Source organism: Engelhardtia mirabilis, from assembly GCF_007748095.1.
In the GTDB taxonomy this organism is placed as follows: Bacteria; Planctomycetota; UBA1135; order UBA1135.
Window position 1 is genome coordinate 4,465,413 of the sequence record NZ_CP036287.1, and the last position, 22,822, is coordinate 4,488,234.

A 22,822-nucleotide genomic window follows, 5' to 3' on the forward strand; every position below is an offset into this window, starting at 1 on the left:
GAGTTCGAAGCTGTCGACATGGGGCCGGCACGCGGCTGGGCGCGCCATCCTAGCCAGCGTCGGACGTCGGGATCCGCGAACAGAGCCCCCAACTCGCTCGCTCACGGCACCTTGCGGAGCGCGCCCCCCACAGGCGGGATCCACGTCCTGCGCTGGGCGCTTCGCCCAGCGAGGTCCGGTCGCGACGGCACGTTGGCCGCAGGGCTGCGCCTGGTCCTGCGGGCGCGCGCCGCCGCCCGCTATCCTGCGCCCATGGACGACGATCCGGAGCCCCGGCTGCGCGTGGGCAGCGTGCCCTACCTGGTCGGGCGACCCCTGGACGCGGGGCTCGAGCGCGTGCCGGGCCTGGTGCTGCGGCGGGCGATCCCGGCCGAGCTGGTCGCGGATCTGCGCTCGGGGGCCCTCGACGTGGCCCTGGTCAGCTCGATCGAACTCTTCCGCCGGCCCGGCTACCGCTGGATCGGGGGTCTCGGGGTGCTCGGGGACGGACCGGTCTCCAGCGTGCAGCTCTTCCTGCGCCGTCCGCCCGCCGAGCTCGAGCGGGTGGCCCTGGACCCGGCCAGCCGGACCTCGGCCGTCCTGGCCCGGATCGTTCTGGCCCAGGCCCACGGGGTGCGGCCCGAGTTCGTCGAGGTCGAACCGGGAGCCGACCCGCGTGAGGCGACCGCCGACGCCTGGCTGCGGATCGGCGACGCCGCCCTGCGCGAGCGTCTGAGCGAGCCCGACCTCGAGTCCCTCGACCCCAGCCTCGAATGGAAGCGCCTGACCGGGCTGCCCTTCCCCTTCGCGGCGTGGATCGTGCGGCCGGGCATCGACCTCGCCCCTTGGTTGGCGCACTTTCGCGCCAGTCGCGACCTCGGGCGACGGGAGGCGGGGAGCTTCGCCGACCGCGCCGCCGAGGGTCTCGGGCTCTCGCGTGACGACTGCCGCCACTATCTTCTGGAAGAGTGCCGCTTCGACGCGGACGATCGCATGGCCCAGGCGCTCGTGCGCTTCCGCGACCTGGCCGCGGCCATCGGTCAGTGCGAGCCCGACCTGACACCGACCGCGATCGCCTGACCCACACCCGGGCTCCGCCGCCCGAACTCCGCCGCCCGAACTCCGCCGCCCGAACTCCGCCGCCCAATGTCTCCCCGCATCCTCGACCTCGAGACCTGCCCCCATTGCAAGGCCCGACTTCCGCGGCCAACGCCGCGGGTCTGCCCCGAATGCGCGGGCTCCTTGCAGAAGCGGTACTTGAGCAGCGGCTGCCTGACGTCCAAGCCCATGTTGCTGCTGATCGGCATTGGCTGTGGTCTCGTCGCGGCGACGGTGCATCTGGTCAAAGCAGCCGTCGACGGCGCTTGATCGCAGCCATCCCGATTCCTAGAACCGGGTCTTCGACGGGGCGTTCCGAGCGTCTCTACTCCGCCACCTCCCGAGCAGCCTGACTGGGCCCCCCTCCCTTGACCGACGACAGCGCAACGCCCGGCCTGTTCGATGCCCTCGAAGCGCCGATTGAGGCCAGCTCAGTGAGCACGCAGAAGAAGACCACCAAGCGCGGCACGAAGGCTGCCGAGCCGAAGGCCGCTGCGCCCAAGGCTGCAGCGGCGCCCGCCCCGCGCAAGCGGCGCAGCGCCGAGGACATGGCCGCGACCCAGCGGGAGATCTCGGTCTCCGAGTTCTTCACCAAGAACCGGCACCTGTTGGGCTTCGACTCGCCGCTCAAGGCCCTCCTGACCACCGTCAAGGAGGCCGTGGACAACTCCATGGACGCCTGCGAAGAGGCCGGCATCCTGCCCGAGATCTCGGTCGAGATCTCGGCCGCCGAGGAGGAGAACCGCTTCCGAGTCTGCGTCGAGGACAACGGGCCCGGGATCGTCCGCGAGCAGGTGGGCAAGATCTTCGGGAAGCTGCTCTACGGTTCCAAGTTCCACAAGCTGAGCCAGACCCGCGGCCAGCAGGGCATCGGCATCGCCGCCGCCGGCATGTACGGCCAGCTCACCACCGGCAAGTCCGTGCGCGTGGTCAGCCGCCCGGGCAAGCGCGCCAAGGCGACCGAGTTCCTGCTGTCGATCGACACGGCCAAGAACAAGCCCGAGATCCACCACGAGGCCACCGTCGAGTGGGAGCACGGCCACGGCACGCGGGTCGAGATCGAGATGGAGGCCAAGTACCAGAAGGGTCTGCGCTCGGTCGACATGTACCTCAAGCAGACGGCCATCGCGAACCCGCACCTGACCCTGCACTTCACGGACCCCGGCGGCGAGCAGGTCACCTACGAGCGCAACACCAAGGAGATGCCGCCCGAGACCGTCGAGATCAAGCCGCACCCCCACGGGGTCGAGCTCGGACGGCTGATCGCGATGCTGAAGAGCACCCAGTCGCGCTCGCTCTCAGCCTTCCTGCAGGACGAGTTCAGCCGCGTCGGGGCCAAGGTCGCCAAGGACATCGTCACCAAGGCGGCGGCCGCCAAGACCGGGCAGACCTTGACGGTCAAGAGCTACCCCAGCCGCATCGCGCGCGAGGAGGCCACGGCGCTCCACAAGGCGATCAACGAGACCAAAATCTCCAACCCGTCCACGGACTGCATCGCGCCGATCGGCGAGGACCTGGTCCTGGCTGGCCTCAAGAAGGAGATCGAGGCGGACTTCTACGCGGCTTCGACTCGCCCGCCCGCGGTCTACCGCGGCAATCCGTTTCAGATCGAGGTCGGCATCGCCTACGGCAAGCCCGGGGGCGTGGGCCTGGAGGTCACCGACGAGGGGCGCATCCGCAAGAAGGCCACCTCCCGCGACGTGGTCGAGGACCTGGTGGCGGGCGCCGACGAGCCGATCCGCGTGCTGCGCTTCGCCAACCGCGTGCCGCTGCTGCACCAGCAGTCGGCCTGCGCGGTGACCAAGGGCGTGATCCTGACCAACTGGAAGTCCTACGGCCTGACCCAGCCCCGCGGCGCCCTGCCCATCGGCCCCATGGCCGTGCTGATCCACATCGCCAGCGTGTGGGTGCCCTTCACCTCGGAGTCCAAGGAGGCCATCGCCTCCTACCCCGAGATCCTGAAGGAGATCCGCCTGGCCCTGCAGGACTGCGGGCGCAAGCTCGGCACCTACATCCGCAAGGGCAAGCGCCTCAAGCGCGAGTTCGACAAGCGCAACTACATCGAGAAGTACATCCCGCACATCGGCATCGCCCTGCAGGAGATCCTCGATTTGACCAACGTGGAGCGCGACGGCACGGTCGAGACCCTCGAGGACGTGCTCCACAAGAGCCGCAAGTTCTAGGGGCAGGAGCACCACGCCATGGCAGAGCAAGGTTCGACCGGCAACGTCGTCGCGGCGGTGTGCTCGTTCTTCATCCCCGGCCTCGGGCAACTGGTCCAGGGACGGCTGATGGCGGCGGCGCTGTTCTTCCTGATCACGGGTGCCTGCTACGCGACGTCGTTCCTGCTGGTGCCGCTGATTCCGGCGTTGATTCTCCATCTGTGGTCCATCGTCGACGCCGCCGTGTGGAAGGGCCCGCGGTGACCTCCCCCATCGCCAGTGGTCCCGCGCGCGCGGCATTGCTGGCCATCGCCTGCCTCAGCGCCGGATGCGCCGAACCTGAACTGCGGCGCCCGAACGTCGTGGTGGTCGTGATCGACACCCTGCGCTCGGATCGACTGCCCTTCTACGGCTGCGAGTCGACCCACGCGCCCTTCCTGACCTCGATCGCCGAGCGCGGCCTGGTCTTTGACGAGGCCTGGGCCGCCTCTTCCTGGACGGCCCCCTCCACGGCGTCGCTGTTCACCGGGCTCTATCCGGACCAACACGGGGTCAAAACCGGCCTGGTGGTCTACGAGCGCACCGTCGAGCGCGGCCGCGTCGAGCTGCGCCTGGGACGCATTCCGGAGCAGCTCGAGACCCTGCCGGAGCGCTTCAAGGCCGCCGGCTATCGAACCTTCGGCGTGGCCGACAACCCCAACGTCTGCGAGCGCTTGGGCTTCGCCGAGGGCTTCGACCACTTCGAGACCCTCGACTACGCGGGTGCCGACGCCTTGTGCGACGTGGCCCGCGACTACGGGGAGGAATTGGCGTCGTCCGACGCGCCCTTCCTGCTCTACCTGCATTTGATGGACCCGCACTCGCCCTACCACGAGCGCGCGCCCTGGTTCGACGCCGAGGCTGCCACGGCCCAGCGGCCGTACGCCGCCGAGCTCGCCGCCTACGACAGCGAGATCGCCTTCGCGGACGAGCAACTCGCGCGACTCTTCGGCGAGCTGGACCTGGGCGACGACGAACTGGTCGTGCTGACTGCCGACCATGGTGAAGAGTTCGGCGACCACGGCAGCATCGGCCACGACTTCAAGCTCTACGAAGAGCTGCTGGCGGTGCCGCTCGTCTTCGCCGGCCCGGGGATCACGGGGGGCGGCCGCAGCGCGGAGCCGGTCAGCCTGATCGATCTGCTGCCGACCCTGGCCGACCTGTGCGGTCTGCCACCGGCGGCGGATCTGGACGGCCGCTCCCTGCGCGGGATCCTCGAGGGCGACACGGCGACCCTCGGCGAGCGCCTGGTGCATGCCGAGCGAACCCGCGAGAACCTCGACCCGCCGCGGACCCTGAGCGCGGTGCGCGACGGGCGCATGAAGCTGATCAGCGACCTCTCGAAGGACGCGCTCGAGCTGTACGACCTGGAACGCGACCCCTTCGAGCTGCGCGACATCGAGAAGACCTCGCCGGAGGTCGCGCGCGGGCTGCTCGTGGAGCTGCGCTCCTTCGAGCGGCGCGGCGCGCGCGTCGAACGCCAGTTCGCCGTCCCCCTCGACCCCGACGACGAGAGCCTGAGCGTGCTCGAACGCCTGGGCTACGTGCGTTAGACCGAACTCTCCCGCCCCGCCGACCGCTTCCCCAACGATCCGATGGCCAAGAAGAAAGCCGCCAAGAAGGCGACCAAGAAGACCACCTCAGCCAAGCGGGCGGACAAGGGTCACGACATCACGGCCACAGCCCTGGGTCGCACCACCGACCTGGATGCGCTGGACAAGAAGACCCTGCAGTTGATCGAGTCGACGGCGCGGCGCGTCGAGGTCTCGATCAACAAGCGCGTGCTGCCCGAGCTCAAGTTCCCGATCCGCTCCCTGTCGAACGTCGAGTACGACAAGAGCGTCGGCCACTTCGAGCTGGGCAAGGGGCGCAAGTCCCGTGCGCTCACGGTCAACACCGTGCGCAACTTCGCCCAAACCCTGCGCCTTATGGCCGTCTCCAAGGAGATGGTCGAGAACGACGACTTCGCCACCAAGCGGGAGGCCTACTACGTCTCCAAGAACTGGGGCGACGCCAAGTTCAACGAGCAGTCCGAGTCCGACGGGGTGATGGACGACATCGAGGCCCTGGCGAGCCTCGACGGCCTCTCGCGCGAGCAGCTGCGCTACTTCCCGGAGGAGCACGGCGGCTCCTTGGCCGGCAACCTGGTCGTGATCGACAGGGACCCCGAGACCGGCGCCGAGATCCGCATCGACTGCACCGCCTTCGGCACCGGCTCCTACTCGATCCCCCACTCGGTCGAGCACCTGGAGTTCGAGACCGACGCCAAGTTCATCATCGCCATCGAGACCGGCGGTATGTTCCAGCGCCTGAACAACCACAAGTTCTGGAAGAGCGCGAGCTGCATCCTGATCGAGATGGGCGGCGTGCCGACCCGCGCCACGCGGCGCTTCATCCGGCGCCTGTCGGACAACAAGAAGCTGCCGGTCTACTGCTTCGTCGACTGCGACCCCTACGGCATCGCGAACATCTACCGCACGCTCAAGGTCGGCTCGGGCAACGCCGCGCACATCAACCGCTTCTTCTGTGTACCCCAGGCGCAGTTCCTGGGTGTCACGCCCCAGGACATCATCGACTTCAAACTCGAGGACGCCACGCACCCGCTGCAGACGGTCGACATCAAGCGGGCCAAGGACGCCCTGAAGAACGACCCCTTCTTCAAGAGCCACAAGGAGTGGATCAAGGCCATCACGGCCCTGCTCAAGATGGGCGTGCGCGCCGAGCAGCAGGCCCTGGCCAAGTGGGGGCTCAACTTCGTGATCGAGGAGTACCTGCCCAAGAAGCTGCGCGACAAGAAGAGCTTCCTGCCCTGAGGCCGTGGGCTTGGCGTTCGTACGGTGCCAGGCACAAGACCGCCGCCTACTCGAGGGGGGGGGCACCGCCGCCGTTGGCGGCGGTGCCCCCCCCCTCGAGTAGGCGGCGGTTTTGTGCCTGGCACCGTACGAACGCCAAACCCGCGGGGATCAGGTCCAGGGCGCTCGACTTCAGGGCCTGTCGGCAGCGGCCTCGGTCGAGCGCTGGACGAGCTCGGAGTTGGCGTCGTCCGCGCTGGTCGACTCCGCGGCCAGCATGAAGGGCATGCAGTACCAGATCATCAGCGCCGCGACGGGGATCAAGATCATCCACTCCGTCGCAATCGCGGCCACGATCCCTGCTCCGATGACCAGGAAGATCACCCAGCGGAACGACTCCCGGCCTCCGACGCGCGCGCCGGCGTCCTCGCCCTCGTGGACGACGCGCTCGAACTGCTCGTCCGAGAGCGCGGCGCGGGCCTGCTCCAGAACCTCAGGCAGATCCTCCTGATGCGAAGGGGGCGGAGGGAGGTTGGTAGCAGTCATGGGAGAGACTCGCGGTCGGTGTCGAAGACTGAAGAAGGGATAGGCAAGTCCTCTTACCCGGACAAGAGTCCGCCCTGCAATCCAAGGAGCGCGGCGCTCGAACTACCCGCCAGCAACACGAGCAAGCTCGAATCTCCAGTCCGTGGAAATCACCTCCGCGAGAGTGATCGCTGCCACTCGGGTCGCTCCGACGCCAGACAGCATCGCCCCGAGCGGCCCAGCTGCGAGCCCACTGCGCTCAGCTCACGCCCATGCTCGAGATGAACGCGTCGGCCTCGTCGATCGAGGCCTGCATCTCGGCGATCAGGGCTTCCACCTGACCCTCGATCGTGATCGCGGTGCCCTCGAGGGACTGGATCGCCTGGGCGTTGAGGTTGTGCTTGAGGAACAGCACGTGGTCGCGGAAGGTCGCCAGGACCGGGTCCATCTTCGACGCGGAAGTGTGCATCTTGGCCAGCAGCACGTCGTAGCGGTCCTGGGTCTGCTCGCGCAGCACCTTGCTCTTGGCCCGCAGGTCGTCGTCGGTGATCGTGGCGATCTCGTCGCGCCACTCGGAGAACATGGCCATGGCCACGCTCTCGATGCCCCGGATGGAGGCCTTGACCTCGTCCGACTTGGCTTCGCAGCGCCGGTACTCCCGGTCCAGGCTCTGGTAGGCCGCCTGGAGGTCGCCACCGTCGTAGCCGGTCAGGGCGACGAAGCGCTGGTAGGTGGTGCGTACCTGCTCCTGGGCCTCGCGCTGGGTCTGCTGACCGTCCTCGACCCGGTCCACCAGGATCTCGCGCTTGGCGAAGCCGAGCTGCTCCATGGTGGCGAAGTAGGCCGATTGGCAGCCGGCCAGGGGCTGGAGCAGCGGGAGCAAGAGCAGGATGGAGAGCGAGGTTCGCATGGGACGGGTCGGGAGGGGCCGCGGCGAGGACCGGCGCCAGGCTAACAAACGGTCGGGGTAGGCGTTCGTACGGTGCCAGGCACGAAACCGCCGCCTACGGGAGCTGCAACATCGCCGCCAAGGGCGGCGATGTTGCAGCTCCCGTAGGCGGCGGTTTCGTGCCTGGCACCGTACGAACGCCTACCCCGACCGTGGTTCAGGGCAGCAGGGTCACGTCGACCGCGTTGCTGATCGAGGTCACGGCGATCACCGACGAGACGCCGAGGGTCACGTAGGCGTGGCTGACGGTGATGCCCGCCAGGCTCGGGTCGGTCCCCGCGGGGATCACCAGGGCGGCGTCCCCCACTCCCAGGGCGTCCGGGGCGCCGAAGCTACCGGGCAGCAGGGGCGAGTTGGCGTTGGCGAGGGTGTAGCTGAAGTAGGCGTCGAAGTTCAGCGGGAGCACGAGGCCGTCGATCGGGATGCCCGGCGCCGTCCCGCTGACCGAACCCAGCAGGTAGTAGAAGTCCACGTCCACGTCGCGACGGGTGAACAGGGTGAAGTTGACGCTGCCACCGGTGCTCACGGAGATCGCTTGGCCATCGGCCTCGAGGTCCCGCACGGGAATCGACAGCAGGATCTCGGTGTCGTCGGTGGTCGAACTGGTCCCAAGGGTGTCCACGTCCGCCGTGAGGTAGATCGTGCGATCGCCGGACTGGGCGTGTGCGGCGATCCCGCCGAAGCCGACGATCGAGCTTCCGACCTCGGGGATACCGTCGAAGTCGAGGTCGGCCGGATCCCCTTCGAGGGCCACCACGCGGCCGTTGAAGAGCACCGCTTCGAGGTCACCGCCGCTGCCCACCACATCCCAGGTCAGGCTCAGGTCCTTGATCGGGCTGTATGCGGCTCCCTCGATCGCGCCGGTCAGGGTCTGACCAGCGATCACGTCGCCTTCGCGCAATGCGATCTGCCCGTCGATCACGACGATCTCATCGGTCGCGATGGGACCATCGGTGTCTCCGGTGAACATGTAGCTGCCGTCGTCGGTCAGGCCCATGAAGTCGAAGTTGTCCCAGGCCTCGGCCGGGTCGACCTGCAACGCGGCGGGCATCAACGTCAGCTCGCGCACCAGCGTCCCGCCGATGGTCAGGCCAGCGCCGCTGAGGACCAGGGCGAAGTCATCGGCCGCGCTGGCGCCCTCCAAGTCCACCGGCAGCAGGTAGCGCGTGCCGTCGGGCGAGAAGCGGACGTCGAAATCGACCGAGCTACCCGAGGCCAGGGGCAGGGGCAGGCCCGGTACCACGTCCCCGGACTTGATCACCGCGACGGGCACGAAGCCCTTGAACACGCCGTTGCCGTTGTCCGCGCCGCCCGCATCATCGATGCCGCCGACGAAGTACGGCTCTGCGGAATCGGTGAAGCCCGGACGGCTCGCGAAGCGCCAGACCTTGCCGGGCAGGGTCGGGATCGCGTCTCCCTCCTTGGCCACGATCAGGTTGTCGTTGGTCCAGACACTGTCGAGGCTGCCCGGGTTGAGGACCGAGCTGTAGGACACGAAGCCCTGGGCGCTCACTCCGACGCTGAACTCGAAGCTGCCCTGGTCGAACCCCAGGTAGGTCCCTTGGGTGGCCAGGACGGAGGCGGGCGCGGTGCCGTCGTAGCTGCCCCAGATCACGTCACCGGTGGTGGTCCCGCTGACACCGACGCTCACCGCGTAGCCTCCGGGACCATTGGCGGCTGGGCTGTCGATGCCGGTGACCACGGCTCCCGGGAGGCTGGGAAGGTCGAGGCCCTCGACGATCAGGGTGACGGGCTGCTGCGCTGCAGCGCCGGCGGCGAGGAGGCAGGTGGCGGGCAGGACGGAGATGGCAGTGCGCATGGGGGTCGTCGAACAGGGACCGATGATCTGGCCGGTGCGGGCCTCGCGGCCCGGACGCGCCGGGGGAGCAAGGCTAACCGAGGCTCGCCGATCATTGGGGTGTGCGGCGCTCAGCGCGGGGGAACGGCGGCGTCCGCCGGCCCCACTCGGCCTGAACCACGGCCCGCAGCTCGGGCCGCTCGATCGCGAAATCCCCGTCGTGCGCCCAGCCCCCCTGTCCGGGGAAGCACTTCCAGAGAAACGCCCCACGCAACCAGTCGCGCTCAGGTCCGAGTCGCGCGAGCGCGACGCCCAGGCAGCGCTCCTGTAGGGCGCAGGCCCGCGCTTCGCCCGGTCCGCGGGTCGCGCCCGAGGCCCAGGGCTCGACCGCGGCGACCAGGGAGCGCGGGTAGCCGAGCTCGGTCAGCACGACGGGCTTGCCGGTGCGCTCGTGCACCGCCCGCAGCTTCGCGATCCACGGCTCCCAAGCCGCGGTCAACTCAGCCGCAGCCGGCTCCGGCAGGTTTGTGCCGGCCAGGGGGAAATAGGCCTGCACGCCCACCGCGTCGAGGGCGTCCCAGAAGCCCAGGGACTCGAAGCGGTCCCAGTTGGCGGCGTAGGTCAGCGGGGCGTCGGTCAGCGCTCGCACCTCGTCGATCAGCTCCCGCCAACGCTCCTCGTCGACCTCCATCAGGCCCAACTCCGTGCCCACCACGAAACCGTCGGCGTCGGAGCAGGTCCGCGCCAGGGTGCGGATCCACTCCGAGTAGGTGGTCCAGAAACGTTCGCGCGTGGGCCCCGGCTCGAAGTCGATCTCCCCGCGCCAGGCGAAGGGGCTGCCCCAGTAGGCCAGGTGCGGCTTGATCAAGAGCCCGATGCCGCGGTCGCGGGCCTCGCGCAGCGGACGCGCCAGCCACTCGGGCGGATGCTCGGGGTCGATCTCGCGCCAGCGCACCTCGCCGTCGGCCCCGATCGAGGCGTAGGGATGGATCGCGATCCAGTTGCAGCCGATCCCGAGCAGCTCGTCGAGCTCGGCCGCGAACTCGTCGCTGGCCCAGCTCTGACCCGAGCCGTGGCAGGACACGGTCATGCCGCGCACGTGCTCGAGGCCCGCGGGCGGCGCGGGCGCCTCGTCGGATGGGACGGACGACGAAAGCGTCGCGACCAGGCCGAGGAGCGAGGCGATGCGGCGCCGCATGGTGGCTCCCGCTCAGCCCTTCGCCGCGGCGGACAGGTCGGCCATCAGCGCCTGGCGCTGGTCGACGCTCAGCTCGGTGCGCGCGTCGATCCCGGGCAGGCTGCAACCCACCGCGACCGGCGCGCCGTCGCCGACCACGAACTTGACGTAGTGCACCGAGGAGAGGCGCCCGTCGCTGATCTGGCGCGGGTCGAAGGTCCCGGCAACCCGGCGCCCGTCATCGACCTCGACCCAGACGTGGGCCGGCAGCTCGGTCCATTCGCGCAGCTTGCGGTCGCGCTCGGCCGGCTCCTCGATCTCGATCAGCAGGGTGCAACCGATCTCGCCGGCGGAGCCGAGCAGCTCGTTGTAGGTGTCGATCTCGTGCTGGATCGACGCGGCGTCGGTGCGCTTCTCGATCCGCAGCATCTCCTGCACCTGGTAGCGGATCGTCTCGGCGTTCTCGAACAGGAAGGTCAGGTGCTCGCCCACGTGGATGCGACGGCGCTGCTTCTCGAAGCGCACCCGCTCGGCCAGGGCCGGCCGGGCGGCCTCGTAGCGCTCGAGGTCCATGATCTGATCGGTGGTGACTCTGCTCACGTTGTTGCTCGCTCTCACTGGTCTGCGGTCGGTGACTTGCGGAACGCGTCGCCACGGTAGGCCCGGGCGAGGACGCTCATCGGATGCATGGCCTTGACGCCTGCGTGCTGTTGGAACTGGATCGCCGCCAGGGGACAGTCGGTGACCCAGATCTCCGCGCCGGCCTCGGCCATGCCGTCGAAGGCCTTCTTGCCGATGCGCGCGCTGGGCTCGAAGCCCTCGACGGTCATGGCATAGGTGCCGTCGTGGCCGCAGCACTCCATCACCAGTTCCGGCTGCACCCCGGGTAGCTTGCGGAGCAGGTCACGCCCGCGGAAGCCCACGGCCTGGGCGCGCAGGTGGCAGGGCGCGTGGTAGGCGACCTTGGCCTTGGGCTCGCCCTCGGCGTTGCCGGGGGTGGACTTGAAGTCCTCGTCGAAGCGCTCTTCCTTGCGGATCGACCACAGGTACTCGCTGGGGTCCATCACCGCCGCGGCCAGAGCCTTGGCCTTGTCACGCAGCTCGGGCTCGACCAGCTCGGGGTACTCGCGGCGCATCATCATCGAGCAGGTGGGGTTGATCGCCAGCACCTTGGCGCCGGCCTCCACGTGGGGTGACAGGCGCTCGATGTTGTGGGCCGCACGCTTGCGCAAGGTCTCGAGGTCCCCCGACTCCCAGGCCGGCATGCCGCAGCACTCCAGCCCCTTCTCGCACACCAGGTCGACCTGGTTGCGCTGCATCACCTCGACCGTGTCGCGGCCGATCTGCGGCTCGTTGTTCTGCACGTAGCAAGTCTGGAACAGCACCGCCTCGGTGGCCGGCCCGGTGGCCATCAGGCCCTCTTGGGTGGCCCACTTCTCGAAGGTCGAACCCGCGAAGTCGGGCAAGAGCTTGTCGCGGTGGATGCCCAGCACCTTCTCCAGGAACCAGCGGTGCAGGCCGTTGCGATTGGCCACATTGGCCATGCCGAAGCTGGCCCGCGCCAGCTTGCCGGCCGTGTCGGGATCGCCGAGGACCTTCTCGCGCAGGCCGGTCCCCCGGCGCTCGCGATGGACGGCCTTCCAGCGGTGCACCAGCTTGGGGAAGTCGAGTTGGAACTCGTGGCTGTCACGCGGGGTGTAGGGGCACTGCACCTCGCACAGCTTGCACTGGAAGCAGTCGTCGATGACCGCGTCGGTCTCGGCCACGTCCAGCTTGGTGGTGTCCCCGTCGTGCTTCTCGTCGATCAGGTCGAACAGGCGCGGGAAGCTGTCGCAGTACTTGAAGCACATGCGACACCCGTGGCAGATCTCGAAGGCCCGCGTGACCTCCTTCTGCAGGGCGCTCTCGTCCCAGTAGACCTCGTCGGCGGGGTCGTAGCTGAGACCGTCCGTGGGCTGGTAGCTGATGATGCCGTTCTTCGCGGTCATGGGGCGTGGAGTCGGGGCTGCGGTCGAGGCGGCGGTCGGGCCGGGAAGGCCGCCTCATTCATGGGTGGCGCGGGCGTGAAACGCCAGGGAAGGCTGCCGGAAACAAGCGGGGCCCCGCCGCCGGTTGGCGGGCGGGGCCCCTTGATCCTGGCCGCGACGCCGGCCCGCGCGCGGAGCCGACTCCGAACCGGCGACGCCGTGTCACCGATGTCGGATCCGCGACCGTCAGGCTCAGCCGAGGTCGTCGAGCAGCTGCTGGAAGCGGCCGGCGTGGGACTTCTCGGCCTTGGCCAGGGTCTCGAACCAATCGGCGATCTCGCCGAAGCCCTCGTCGCGGGCCGACTTGGCCATGCCCGGGTACATGTCGGTGTACTCGTGGGTCTCGCCCGCGACCGCAGCGGCCAGGTTGTCGGTGGTGCTGCCGATGGGCAGGTCCGTGGCCGGGTCGCCGACGCGCTTGAGGAAGTCGAGGTGGCCGTGGGCGTGGCCGGTCTCGCCCTCGGCGGTCTCGCGGAAGTTGCCCGCGACCTCGGGGTAGCCCTCGACGTCCGCCTGCTTGGCGAAGTAGAGGTAACGGCGGTTGGCCTGGCTCTCGCCGGCGAACGCGTCCTTGAGGTTCTGGTGGGTCTTGGTGCCCTTGAGGTCGGCCATGGGAGTTTCCTCTGGTCTGCTGTGGCCCGCGCGGACGGGTCCGCGTGGAGGGTCGGGATGATCGGCGCCGGCGGCCCGCTCCGAGGGAACGGTCGTGGACACCAGTGAGCGGGCCGAGATCCTAGACCCCCCCGCGTCGCCGGTAAACCGCCGCATGGTCGTCCGGGCCCCGCAAGCGGGGACCTGTGATAACCCTGGGCGATCACAACGCGGTTCGCCGGGCGCTGCGCCGCCCTCGGGGCCTGCGGCGCGCACCCGGCCTACGGGTGCAACGCGAGCGCGGCAGACGCGTGGCCCTGACGAGCGCGAGACCGCTCGGGTCCGCAGCGCCTACGGCAGGGCGATCTCCACCGTGATGACCTCGCCCGAGCGGACCTCGACTTCAATCTCCGCCTCGGCGCCGTCCTCGATGCCCCCCTCGCTGGCCTTCACGAGCCAGGTGCCCGGTCGCAAGCCGGACAATCGGACGTCTCCGCCGCCGATCGAGAACCCGGACACCGGCGCAACCGGTACTTGGGCGGATGAATCTTCGGTCGCTGCCACGTCCGTCGGACCGTCGCCGCCGGCGAGGGCGAGTGGCTGGGCCAGCTGAGCCTGGGGGCCGTCCTTCGGCCTGGCGACGACCCGCACGAAGGAGAAGCCGGTCGAGTCTTCGCCTCCGGACTGCGGCTGGACGACGATCGTCCCCGCCTGCTCGACCACTAGCTCGATGCCGGTCTTGACCTCGTCCTCGGCGAGCTCGAACACCGCGCTGACCGCGGAAGTGACCGTATCTCCGTCCGCGCGGGCGACAAGTCGCGCTCCCGCCGTCAGGCCTTCGAGACGGAAGTGTCCCTGGGCGTCGGTCAGGCCGCGATCGTCCGATGCACGCGGCCCGCTGGCGCCAACCACCCCCACGTCCACGACATCGATGCCGCTGCGCGAGAACCCGCCGTTGTCGCGGTCCAGCGACTGGAAGCGGCGCGACTCGGGCAGCGCGCGCACCCGCACCCCGGCGATGCCGCGCCCTTCACTGTCGACCACGCGACCCTCGACGGCACACAGGGGCAGATCGAAGTTCGCCGTGACCTCGCCGTCGGTGACCTCGACTGTCGTGGTCCAGGCCAGGGCACGCGAATCGTGGGAGACCGAGACCGTGTAGGTCCCGACTTCCAGCCCCTCCAGGCGGTACTCGCCGCTGCCGTTGGTGTCGGCCGAATCGCCCCCCCACCAACCCCGCGAGCCAGTCATCCTCGCGAGTTGCTCCTCGACGTCGTCACCCTCGTCGAGACGCTGGGCGCGGACCTTGGCGCTGGCCAGGGTGCGGCCGGCCTGACGCACTCGGCCCACCATCGTGCTGGTCGCGCGCGCCTCGAGGGTCAACTCCTGGCTGCTGCCGTGGCTGACCGAGACCATCGTCCAACCCTCGTCGTCATCGCCGCCGCGCGCTCGGCGCCAGTTGTTGCGACCCGAGTTGTCGCCGTTCGAGACGCGGAAGGAGTGGGTCCCCGGCGTCAGGTTGCGGAAGCGCGCGCCATTGCGCTTGCTGGTATTCCGTGTGCCGCTGGAGTCGTCCTCGTCGTCCGCGTCGCGGCGCTCGACGATGACCCCGGCCAGGCGTTCGCCGCGTCGGTCGACCACGAAGACCTCGACATCGCCGCCCTCGCCCAGGGCGACTTCCAGCTCCACGGGACTCGAGCCCACGACGAGGTCGGCGATCTGGTGGGGCGCGTAGCCCGCCCGGTCGACCTCTAGCGTGCAGGGGACGTCCGGAATGCTCTGGATCTCCGCCCAGCCGTCGTCGTCGGACTTGGTCTTCTTGACCTGGTTGGCCAGGTCCATGCGCTCCATCCAACCATTGGGGCTGTCCGCGTCCTCCGTAGGTTGCGGGGTCAGGCGCACGCGCGCGTTGCGCAGGGGTTCGCCGTCATTCAAGTCGGTCACGTGGACCCGGATCAGGGGCGCGGCCCGCAGCGAAATCGTCCCCACGTCGATGCTGGCGCCCTCTTCGATCCCCTCGACGTCCTCACGGCCCGCGGCGTAGCCCTCGGCCTCGATCGAAAGGCGCACGCCCGAATCGCCACGGTTGCCGAAGAACTGGAAGTCCGACGGGAACAGGTCCGAGAACTCGTCGCGACCGCCCGCGTGGAAGGTCTTCTCCTCTCCGTCCGCACCTTCCAGGCGCCGCTGGTTGAAAGCCATGCCGAGCCGCGCGGTGAAGCGCTCGATGGGCTTGCCGCTGGCCGCGTCCACGACGGCGAAGGACACGCTGGCGGGCTGACGGTAGACGAGCTCGACGCCTTCCGCCCCAGGCAGGACCGAGACCGACTCGGAGCGGTTCGCGCCTCCGCCCATCATGGCGAAGGCACCGCGCCCCTTCTCGACCAGCTCGACCTCGTACTCGCGGTCCGGGTCGAGGCCACCGATCTCGAAGCTCCCGCCCTCGCCCAGCTCGACCTGAGGCGCGCTGCCGGAGGCCATCGCCATGAAGGTCGCGCCCTCCGAGGGCCTGGCGACCACCCGCAGGTCCTCGACCTTCACCTCGGGCAGCCCCACGGCCACGCCGCGAATCGTGCCGCCGCGCGGGATCTCGAAGCGCAGGGGCGACCGGACGCGTCCGGGCGCCTCGGTCGATCCGCGGTAGACCCGAATCGGATAGCCCTCGGCCTCGATCCGGATGCCCCAGGCACCGACCTCGAGTTGCGCCAGTTCGAAGCCGCCGTTCTCGTCGGTAACGGTGTCCGCCACGCTGCCGCCGGGACCGAAGTTGAAGTTGAAGCCCTGCTCGGGGTCGACCAACTGCAACTCGGCACCCGCGATCGGCGAGCCGATGTCGTCGGTGACGGTACCCCAGAGGATGGTCCCCGGCTCCAGCACGAGGTCCTCGAAGGGCACCGACGTGGTCACGGGCAACTCGATGTCGCTGCGCTCGAACGGCGCGTAGCCGTCCGCCTCGACCTCGACATCCACCGTCGAACCACCGGGCGACTCGATCTCGTAGCGGCCCATGGAATCGGTCACCGCCGACTTGCTCGGTGTGATGATGTTGCCGAGCACGCCCAGCATCCCCGAGGCACGGCCGGCCTCCTGGGACTTGAGCCTTACCAGCGCCTCGGGCACGCCTTGGCCCGACGGGTCGAGCACCCGCCCGCGGTAGAGCGGCCCCGTCGGCTTGGTCTGCTCGGCGGCCTCGTCCAGGGCCTTCGCCGCCGACCGGCGACTGTCCGGCTGGGGCGCGAGGGTTCCCCGGACGGGCTCGGACACAGGTCCCGCAGCAGCACTCAGAGTCGCGGGGGCTCCCGGCAGGGCCGGGGCGACGACCTCGGACGACGAGACTCCTGCGGCGGCATCCGTCGACTCGCCCCCGCCGACGAGAACCCAGGCGACAGCACCCACGAGGGCGAGTACAGCGACGGCGAGGAGGGCGGACTTCTGCATGGGACTCACTACGTGCGTAGGGCGGCGCCATGCCCGAGGGCTGGAGCCGATCGTTATCCGGGCGGCGCGAGATGAGGCGACCGGAGTGGGAAGCCGGGCAGATCGGAGGTTGTCCACCCGATCCCCTCTGCCCCAGTCCCGCTAGCATAGGCGGCGTGCCGGACCTCTTCTTGTTGATCCTGATCGTGACCGCCCTACTCGCGGCAACAGACCTCGTCACGACCCTGCGGCTCGGACGCGTCCTGGATCGGCAGCCCGTCCAGGTCGAGCGCCCCCTGGCCCCGCCCCCCCGGCCGGATGCCGCCGGAGCCGTGCTGTTCCGCCTCGCGGGGGCCACCACGGGCGAGTGGATCGACTTGAGGGCCCAGGCCTGGGAGGCCCGGGCCCGTTGGTTCGGCGACCAGGCCTTTCGGCGCAAGCTGATCCGTCGGCTGATCCCGGGTGGCGGCCAGGCGCCGGTGCCGAAGGGTCGCTACGGGCAGTCGATCGAGCGTTGGCTACTGTTCCTGGCCGGTTTGGCCGAGGGAGCCCGTGACGCCGACGCCCGCGAGGCGATCGCCGGGGTCTACGCCCCCTGGCGAGGGTTCTGCATCGACCTGTGCCGCGCCGTCGAGGAAGTCCGCGAGGGCCTCTCCGATCGGGAGGCCCGCCAGCTCCCCGCGCCGGCCTGGTTCGAGCCCCTGCGACGCCTGGATGCCGCGGCCTTCCCCGACACGGCCCACGACTTCGCCGCCCACCTACACGACCGCGGCCTGCTCCAGCGCGACGGCGACGGCGCGGACGCCTAGCCCGGCTCGGAAGGACACCGCGCTGAACGATTCAGCGCGGGAGAGTTGAGCGCGCAACGATTCCGCGCGAGTCCCGCCGCCGGTTCCGTCGCCGTCAGCTCGCCGCGGCCCCGCCGCCGAGCTCGACGATCAGGTCGAGCGAGCGGGCCACCTCCGGTCCGAACTCCTCCGGCAGGGTCGAGGCGAGGATGGTCAGGCCGCCGAAGTCCTCGAAGATGCGAGACAGGGGATCGGTGTGGCGAACATCGACAGCCCGGCCCTTGCCGTCGACGACGTCGCTCGCCAAGCCGAACAGGCGTTCGGCACCGATGAAGAGCAGCACCGCACCTTCGACCTCCGCCGTGTAGAGCAGCTCGGCCAGCGCCTGCTGGACGCTCTCGTCCCAACAGGCCGCCACGGCGCCCGAATCCACTCGAAGCAGGGCCCGACCCAGATCGGAAGCCAGGGCCTCCGCAGCCGCGCCACACGGATCGGCGCCACACGGATCAACGCGTGGGTCTCCTCCCCACTCCGCGCTCTGCTGACAAGACAACAGGACCAGGTGGTTGCGGCGGTTGCGGCTGGTCCAGCGATCGTCCACGGCGCGCGCGCCTCGCACTTGCTCGCCCAGAGCGCGCAAGGAGCGGAGCGCCGCAGCGGGCTGATCCAGGTCCTCGAATCGTCGTCGCGAGACGATTCGCTCGGCCAGAACCTGCTGGGAAACCGTTCGAAGCTCACCCGAGGCGGAACGCGTCGGGTTCGGCCCGGTCGGGCTGGTCGGTGTGTCGGTCACGGTGAACAAAGCGGGAGAGGAGCGGGCGGCGCACTCCCCCCAAAAGGGAATGGCCTACCGGACTCGACCGCCGTGAACGCCTTCCCTGGGGGCGACGAACGGACCGATTCGAGATTTCTCGTCGGACGCGCCGAGACCCAGACAACCGCCCCCGATTGCCCCGATCCCGCTGGTGCCGCAGCGCCAAGTCGGTGGGCAGACGGACTTCGGCGAACCACCGCCGACCATGGGCGCGGGCGTCGCCCCGGGCCGCAGCCCGCTCGACCCGCTCGACCCGCTCGACCCGCTCAGCCGACCTTCCGCCGACCATGAGCTTCGGCGGCCTGGGCGGCGAAGCGCAGCTTGTTGGCGGCGTTGTAGGCCGCGACCTTGTAGCACTCGGCCAGGGTCGGGTAGTTGAAGACCGTCGACAGGAAGTAGTCCAGGCCCCCGCCCAGGGTCAATACCGCCTGACCCACGTGGATCAACTCCGTGGCGTGGGTCCCGATGCAGTGGATGCCGAGCAGCTCGCGCGTGTCGCGGTGGAAGAGCAGCTTCAGGAGTCCCGAGTCGTCGCCGAGGATCTGCCCCCGGGCGATCTCGCGGAAGCGCGCCACGCCCGACTCGTAGGGCACCTTGTCGCGCGTGAGCTCTTCCTCGGTGGCCCCCACCATGGAGATCTCGGGGATCGAGTAGATCCCCACCGGGAAGTTGTCGCGCATGGGCTCCGACTCGATCCCGAACATGTGGCAGGAGGCCAGGCGGCCCTGCTCGCTCGAGGTCGCGGCGAGGGCCGGGAAGCCGATCACGTCCCCTGCGGCGTAGATGTTCTCGGCCTCGGTGCGGAACTGCCCGTCGACGGTCAGGCGGCCGCGGCTGTCCGCGCTGAGCCCGATGTTCTCGAGGCCCAGGTCGGCCGTCGCGCCCACGCGGCCGATCGAATAGAGCACCTTCTGCGCGACCACGTGCTTGCCCGACTCGAGGGTGATCAGCCCCGCCTTGTGGGGGCTCTCGACCACGTCGATGCTGGCCACGGCCTCGCCGCAACGCAGGGTCACGAGCTCGCAGCGCATCTGGTGGATCAACTCGTCCACGATCTCGCCGTCCAGGAACTCGAGCGGGCGCGGACGCCGGTCGACCAGCGTCACCTTGACCCCGAGGTTGGCGAACATGCTCGCGTACTCGACTCCGATCACCCCCCCACCGATCACGGCCAGGCTGCGCGGCAGCTCGTCCATGTCGAGGATCGCGTCGGAAGTCATGACGGTCTCGCCGTCGACGAGCACGTCCCCGGGCTCGGCCGGAACCGTGCCGACACAGACCAGGAAGTTCTCCGCGGTGACGGTTCGAACTCCCTCGAAGGAGTGGATCTCGAGCGTGTGGCGATCCCTGAAGAAGGCCCGGCCGCGCAGCATCGCGACGTCGTTGCGCTCCAGTTGGTCCTGGACGATCTCCAACTCGCGCTGGACCACGTGGGTCACCCGCCCGGCCAGCTCCGCCATGCTCGGCCGCACCCGCGCGGCGCGGTCTGCGCCGGAGGCGCTCAGGCGCATGAAGCTGCGCACCGCCTCTCGGAAGGTCTTGGAGGGGATCGTCCCCGTCTCGATGCAGACGCCCCCTGCGCTGTGGCGCCGTTCGACCACAGCGGCGCGCTTGCCGAGCTTGGAGGCCTGGACGGCGGCGCGCTGGCCCGCGGGGCCGCTGCCGATACAGACGATGTCGTAGTCGTACATGGGGGGTCGGGTCCGCCACTGCCGGGCCAGGAGGGCGCCGGGGGGCAGGACTTTGGACCCATCGGCTAGATTCGAGCGGGGGCCCGAGCGCCGGGAAGCCCCGGTCCCGCGCCTGGGCTGGGCGCGGAGCCCGGCCCGCGGGATCAGGGCTGCCAGCGACCGATGCGGTCCCGCACCCGCCCGAAGCCGAGGCGCTCGAAGAGCGGGTCGATCAGGGCTGCGTCGGCACCGCGGTAGGCCAACTCGCGCAGGCCAGCCGCGACCGGGGCGTCGCGGGCGATGGTGGCCAGGTCGCGGGAGAGGAAGGCCAGCTCGCGGCCGGCCTCGAGCTTGGCGGCCACGCTCTTCGCGCCGCGGATCGACATCGCCGCCACCGCGCCCAGGTCGGCGTAGATCGCGTCGAGATCGTCGAAGGCCTCGAGCAGGGCCACCGCCGTCTTGGCCCCGACGCCCGCCACGCCCGGGATGTCGTCCACCGCGTCGCCGGCCAAGCCCAGGAAGTCCGGGACCTGGTGGGGCCAGACCCCCAGCTTGGCGCGCACACCCGCCGCATCGCGCCGGTCGCCCTTGGCGAAGTCGTAGAACTCGACCTGGTCGTTCACCAACTGGCCCAGGTCCTTGTCGTTGGTCACCACCACGCAGCGGTGGCCACCCTTGGTGAACTTGGCCGCGAGGGTGCCGATCAGGTCGTCCGCCTCGTAGCGGTCGTCGGCGTAGGTGGGCATGCCCAGAGCTCGACCGAGGTCGACACAGGCCTGGATCTGGTGCACGAGCTCCGGCGGCGCCGGTTCGCGGCTGGACTTGTAGGCCGGATAGGCGTCGTTGCGAAAGCTCGTGTCGAGGCTCTCGTCGAAGGTCAGGGCAATGTGCGTCGGCTGCTCCTCGGCCAGGTAGCGCAGCAGCATCCCGCAGAAGCCGTAGACCGCGTTGACCGGGCGCCCTTCGGGGTCCGTCATCGACGCGGGGATCGAGTAGTAGGCCCGGAAGACGTAGGGCAGGGAGTCGATCAGGTGGACGGTTCGCATGGATCTAGGGGGCTCTCGCCGTACGAACGCCTACCCGGACGCACTCTTCAGGACCCTGTGTGGCTCCAGGGCGACGACTCGAGCCAGGACACCACCTCGCGAGCCATCGCAGCGGCCGCGCCGGTGAACACGTGGTCGACGCCGCTCAACATCCGCAGCTCCACCGGACCCCCGGCGCGCGCGGCGATGTCCGTCGACTCCTGCGGCGGCACGACCGTATCGGCGTCCCCGTGCACCAAGAGCCACGGGACGCGAATGTCCGCCGCCAGGGGCGCGACCGTGCCCACGGCGGCCATGTCGTCCAGGAAGGTCTGGGACAGGGGGCACTCGGGCTTGTCCCACATCAGATCCCCGGGCTGTTGGTCGCCGAACTTGCGCCGGGCGAACTCGGCCGTGTCGACCATCCCGGCCAGGGACACGAGCGCGCCGATGCGCCGGTCCCGGCTGGCGGCGATGACCCCCACCGCCCCACCCATGGAGTGGCCCACGTAGACGACCCGCTCGTGACCGGCAGCTTCGGCGGCGTCGATCACCGAGTGCAGGTCGCCGGCCTCCTTGGTCGGGCACGAGTCGCCGAACTTGCCCCCGGAGTCGCCGTTGCCGGAGAAGGAGAAGCGCAGGGCCGCACAGCCCGCATCGGCCAGGGCCTGGGCCAGGGTCACGGCCCACTCGCGGTCCTTGTTGGCCGTGACGCCGTGGCCGATCAGGACCAACACTCGCGACTCGCCGGCGGGTTCGTGCAAGCTCGCGTCCAGGCGCTCGCCACGGTTGTTGTGGAGGTCGTGGAGCATGGCCGTCACGAGAACTGGATCACCGAGCGGATGCCGTCCTGGTGGTGCATCAGGTCGAAGCCGTGGTTGACCTGGTCGAGGGTGATGCGGTGGGACACGAAGCCGTCCAGGTCGAGCTTGCCCTGCAGGTAGAGGTCGACGAGCTGCGGCACGTGGGTGCGTCCCTTTGCGCCGCCGAAGGAGCCGCCCTGGACCTTGCGGCCGGTGATCAGGAAGCGCGGCACGATCTCGAGCTTCTCGCCCCGCCCGGCCACGCCCAGGATCGTGCACAGGCCCCAGCCCAGCCGCGCCGCCTCGACCGCCTGACCCATCACGGGCGCCAGTCCGGTGGCCTCGAAGGTGTAGTCGGCGCCGAGGCCATCGGTGCGATCCAGGACCTGCTGCACGCCGTCCTCGCCGCCGGGCAGGACCTCGGTCGCGCCGAAGTGAGTGGCCAAGGCGCGACGCTTCTCGCTGGGGTCGAGCACCAGGATGCGCTCGGCCCCGCGTAGCTTGGCGCCCACCACGGCCCCCAGACCGACCATCCCCGCGCCGAACACGGCCACGGTGCTGCCCTGCTCGACCTCGGCCTTCCACAGGGCCGCCGCGATCCCGGTGGTCGCCCCGCAGGCCAAGAGGCAGATCGCATCCATCGACGCCTCCGGGTTGACCTTGGCCAGGGCGATCTCGGGCATCACCGTGTACTCGGCGAAGGTGCTGGTACCCATGAAGTGCCGCATGGGCTCGCCACCGCGGGACAGGCGCGCGGTGCCGTCCGGGAGGTAGCCCTGGTTCTGCTGCTCGCGGATCGCGGTGCAGATGTTGGTCTTGCCGCTCTTGCAGTTGACGCACTGGCCGCACTCGGGGCTGAACAGGCAGACCACGTGGTCCCCCACGGAGACGCTGGCCACGCCCTCGCCCACGGCCTCGACCACCCCGGCGCCCTCGTGGCCCAGGACGCAGGGGCAGTAGCCGCTGGGGTCGGCGCCGCTGGCGGTGTAGAGGTCGGTGTGGCACACCCCGCAGGCGTGGACCTTGACCAGGACCTCGCCGGCCCGCGGACCGGCCAGATCGACCTCCTGGACGACGAGGGGTTGACCGAATTGCTCGAGGACTGCGGCGCGGATCTTCATGGGTGCTGTCGGGCGGGTCGCGGGACGAGGGGGGCTCGAGGCACACC

Annotated in this window: 20 protein-coding genes; 7 read left to right on the top strand and 13 right to left on the bottom strand. The window is 69.8% G+C overall.

The window, feature by feature from the left end; translation table 11 throughout:
- Positions 1 to 252: 252 nt before the first annotated feature.
- The 6 genes from Pla133_RS16525 (at position 253) to Pla133_RS16545 (ending at position 6,091) form a co-directional block, all read left to right on the top strand.
- Positions 253 to 1,059, top strand: coding sequence for a menaquinone biosynthetic enzyme MqnA/MqnD family protein (locus tag Pla133_RS16525; RefSeq protein ID WP_419191622.1), 807 nt, complete (start codon positions 253 to 255; stop codon positions 1,057 to 1,059).
- A gap of 66 nt (positions 1,060 to 1,125) precedes the next feature.
- Positions 1,126 to 1,347, top strand: coding sequence for a molecular chaperone DnaJ (locus tag Pla133_RS16530; protein ID WP_145067201.1), 222 nt, complete (start codon positions 1,126 to 1,128; stop codon positions 1,345 to 1,347).
- A 98-nt stretch (positions 1,348 to 1,445) separates the two neighbouring features.
- A complete protein-coding gene (locus Pla133_RS16535; protein WP_145067203.1) occupies positions 1,446 to 3,260 on the top strand; it encodes a DNA topoisomerase VI subunit B in 1,815 nt (604 codons plus the stop codon).
- A gap of 18 nt (positions 3,261 to 3,278) precedes the next feature.
- The gene (locus tag Pla133_RS26415) at positions 3,279 to 3,503 is read left to right on the top strand and encodes a hypothetical protein (RefSeq protein ID WP_419191623.1); all 225 of its coding nucleotides are present in this window, start codon (positions 3,279 to 3,281) and stop codon (positions 3,501 to 3,503) included.
- Positions 3,500 to 4,831 (top strand): sulfatase family protein, encoded by a 1,332-nt coding sequence (locus Pla133_RS16540; RefSeq protein WP_419191624.1) that lies wholly within the window; start codon positions 3,500 to 3,502, stop codon positions 4,829 to 4,831. Before Pla133_RS26415 ends, Pla133_RS16540 begins: the two co-directional genes overlap by 4 nt.
- A gap of 42 nt (positions 4,832 to 4,873) precedes the next feature.
- Positions 4,874 to 6,091 carry a DNA topoisomerase IV subunit A gene (locus Pla133_RS16545; RefSeq protein ID WP_145067207.1) on the top strand — a complete coding sequence of 406 codons (1,218 nt, stop codon included), beginning with the start codon at positions 4,874 to 4,876 and terminating at the stop codon, positions 6,089 to 6,091.
- A 171-nt stretch (positions 6,092 to 6,262) separates the two neighbouring features.
- Here the strand turns inward: Pla133_RS16545 and Pla133_RS16550 are convergent, their stop codons facing one another.
- From Pla133_RS16550 to Pla133_RS16585, 8 genes are all read right to left on the bottom strand, one after another.
- Positions 6,263 to 6,616 carry a hypothetical protein gene (locus Pla133_RS16550; protein ID WP_145067209.1) on the bottom strand — a complete coding sequence of 118 codons (354 nt, stop codon included), beginning with the start codon at positions 6,614 to 6,616 and terminating at the stop codon, positions 6,263 to 6,265.
- Between the two features lie 238 nt (positions 6,617 to 6,854).
- On the bottom strand, positions 6,855 to 7,505 hold the full coding sequence (locus tag Pla133_RS16555; RefSeq protein WP_145067211.1) for a DUF2959 family protein: 651 nt from the start codon (positions 7,503 to 7,505) through the stop codon (positions 6,855 to 6,857).
- Between the two features lie 196 nt (positions 7,506 to 7,701).
- A complete protein-coding gene (locus Pla133_RS16560) occupies positions 7,702 to 9,363 on the bottom strand; it encodes a hypothetical protein (protein ID WP_145067213.1) in 1,662 nt (553 codons plus the stop codon).
- Positions 9,364 to 9,454: 91 nt separating this feature from the next.
- Positions 9,455 to 10,540, bottom strand: coding sequence for a glycoside hydrolase family 113 (locus Pla133_RS16565; RefSeq protein WP_145067215.1), 1,086 nt, complete (start codon positions 10,538 to 10,540; stop codon positions 9,455 to 9,457).
- Positions 10,541 to 10,552: 12 nt separating this feature from the next.
- The gene (locus Pla133_RS16570; RefSeq protein ID WP_145067217.1) at positions 10,553 to 11,119 is read right to left on the bottom strand and encodes a DUF3501 family protein; all 567 of its coding nucleotides are present in this window, start codon (positions 11,117 to 11,119) and stop codon (positions 10,553 to 10,555) included.
- Positions 11,120 to 11,133: 14 nt separating this feature from the next.
- Positions 11,134 to 12,507 carry a heterodisulfide reductase-related iron-sulfur binding cluster gene (locus Pla133_RS16575; RefSeq protein ID WP_145067219.1) on the bottom strand — a complete coding sequence of 458 codons (1,374 nt, stop codon included), beginning with the start codon at positions 12,505 to 12,507 and terminating at the stop codon, positions 11,134 to 11,136.
- 231 nt (positions 12,508 to 12,738) lie between these two features.
- Positions 12,739 to 13,158, bottom strand: a complete 420-nt coding sequence (locus Pla133_RS16580; protein WP_145067221.1) for a rubrerythrin family protein — start codon at positions 13,156 to 13,158, stop codon at positions 12,739 to 12,741.
- A gap of 330 nt (positions 13,159 to 13,488) precedes the next feature.
- Positions 13,489 to 16,575, bottom strand: a complete 3,087-nt coding sequence (locus Pla133_RS16585; protein WP_145067223.1) for a carboxypeptidase-like regulatory domain-containing protein — start codon at positions 16,573 to 16,575, stop codon at positions 13,489 to 13,491.
- Between the two features lie 155 nt (positions 16,576 to 16,730).
- Between Pla133_RS16585 and Pla133_RS16590 the strand changes: the two genes are divergently transcribed.
- Positions 16,731 to 17,363: a hypothetical protein gene (locus tag Pla133_RS16590; protein ID WP_145067225.1), complete on the top strand. Its 633-nt coding sequence runs from the start codon at positions 16,731 to 16,733 to the stop codon at positions 17,361 to 17,363.
- Between the two features lie 94 nt (positions 17,364 to 17,457).
- On the opposite strand, the gene Pla133_RS16595 is transcribed toward Pla133_RS16590, so the two are convergent.
- The 5 genes from Pla133_RS16595 to Pla133_RS16615 form a co-directional block, all read right to left on the bottom strand.
- The gene (locus tag Pla133_RS16595; protein WP_145067227.1) at positions 17,458 to 17,982 is read right to left on the bottom strand and encodes an ATP-binding protein; all 525 of its coding nucleotides are present in this window, start codon (positions 17,980 to 17,982) and stop codon (positions 17,458 to 17,460) included.
- Between the two features lie 440 nt (positions 17,983 to 18,422).
- Positions 18,423 to 19,847, bottom strand: a complete 1,425-nt coding sequence (sthA, locus tag Pla133_RS16600; RefSeq protein WP_145067229.1) for a Si-specific NAD(P)(+) transhydrogenase — start codon at positions 19,845 to 19,847, stop codon at positions 18,423 to 18,425.
- Between the two features lie 143 nt (positions 19,848 to 19,990).
- On the bottom strand, positions 19,991 to 20,872 hold the full coding sequence (locus Pla133_RS16605) for a 5'-3' exonuclease (RefSeq protein ID WP_145067231.1): 882 nt from the start codon (positions 20,870 to 20,872) through the stop codon (positions 19,991 to 19,993).
- Positions 20,873 to 20,919: 47 nt separating this feature from the next.
- Positions 20,920 to 21,663, bottom strand: a complete 744-nt coding sequence (locus tag Pla133_RS16610) for an alpha/beta hydrolase (RefSeq protein WP_145067234.1) — start codon at positions 21,661 to 21,663, stop codon at positions 20,920 to 20,922.
- Positions 21,664 to 21,668: 5 nt separating this feature from the next.
- Positions 21,669 to 22,775 carry an alcohol dehydrogenase catalytic domain-containing protein gene (locus tag Pla133_RS16615; protein ID WP_145067236.1) on the bottom strand — a complete coding sequence of 369 codons (1,107 nt, stop codon included), beginning with the start codon at positions 22,773 to 22,775 and terminating at the stop codon, positions 21,669 to 21,671.
- Positions 22,776 to 22,822 lie beyond the last annotated feature (47 nt).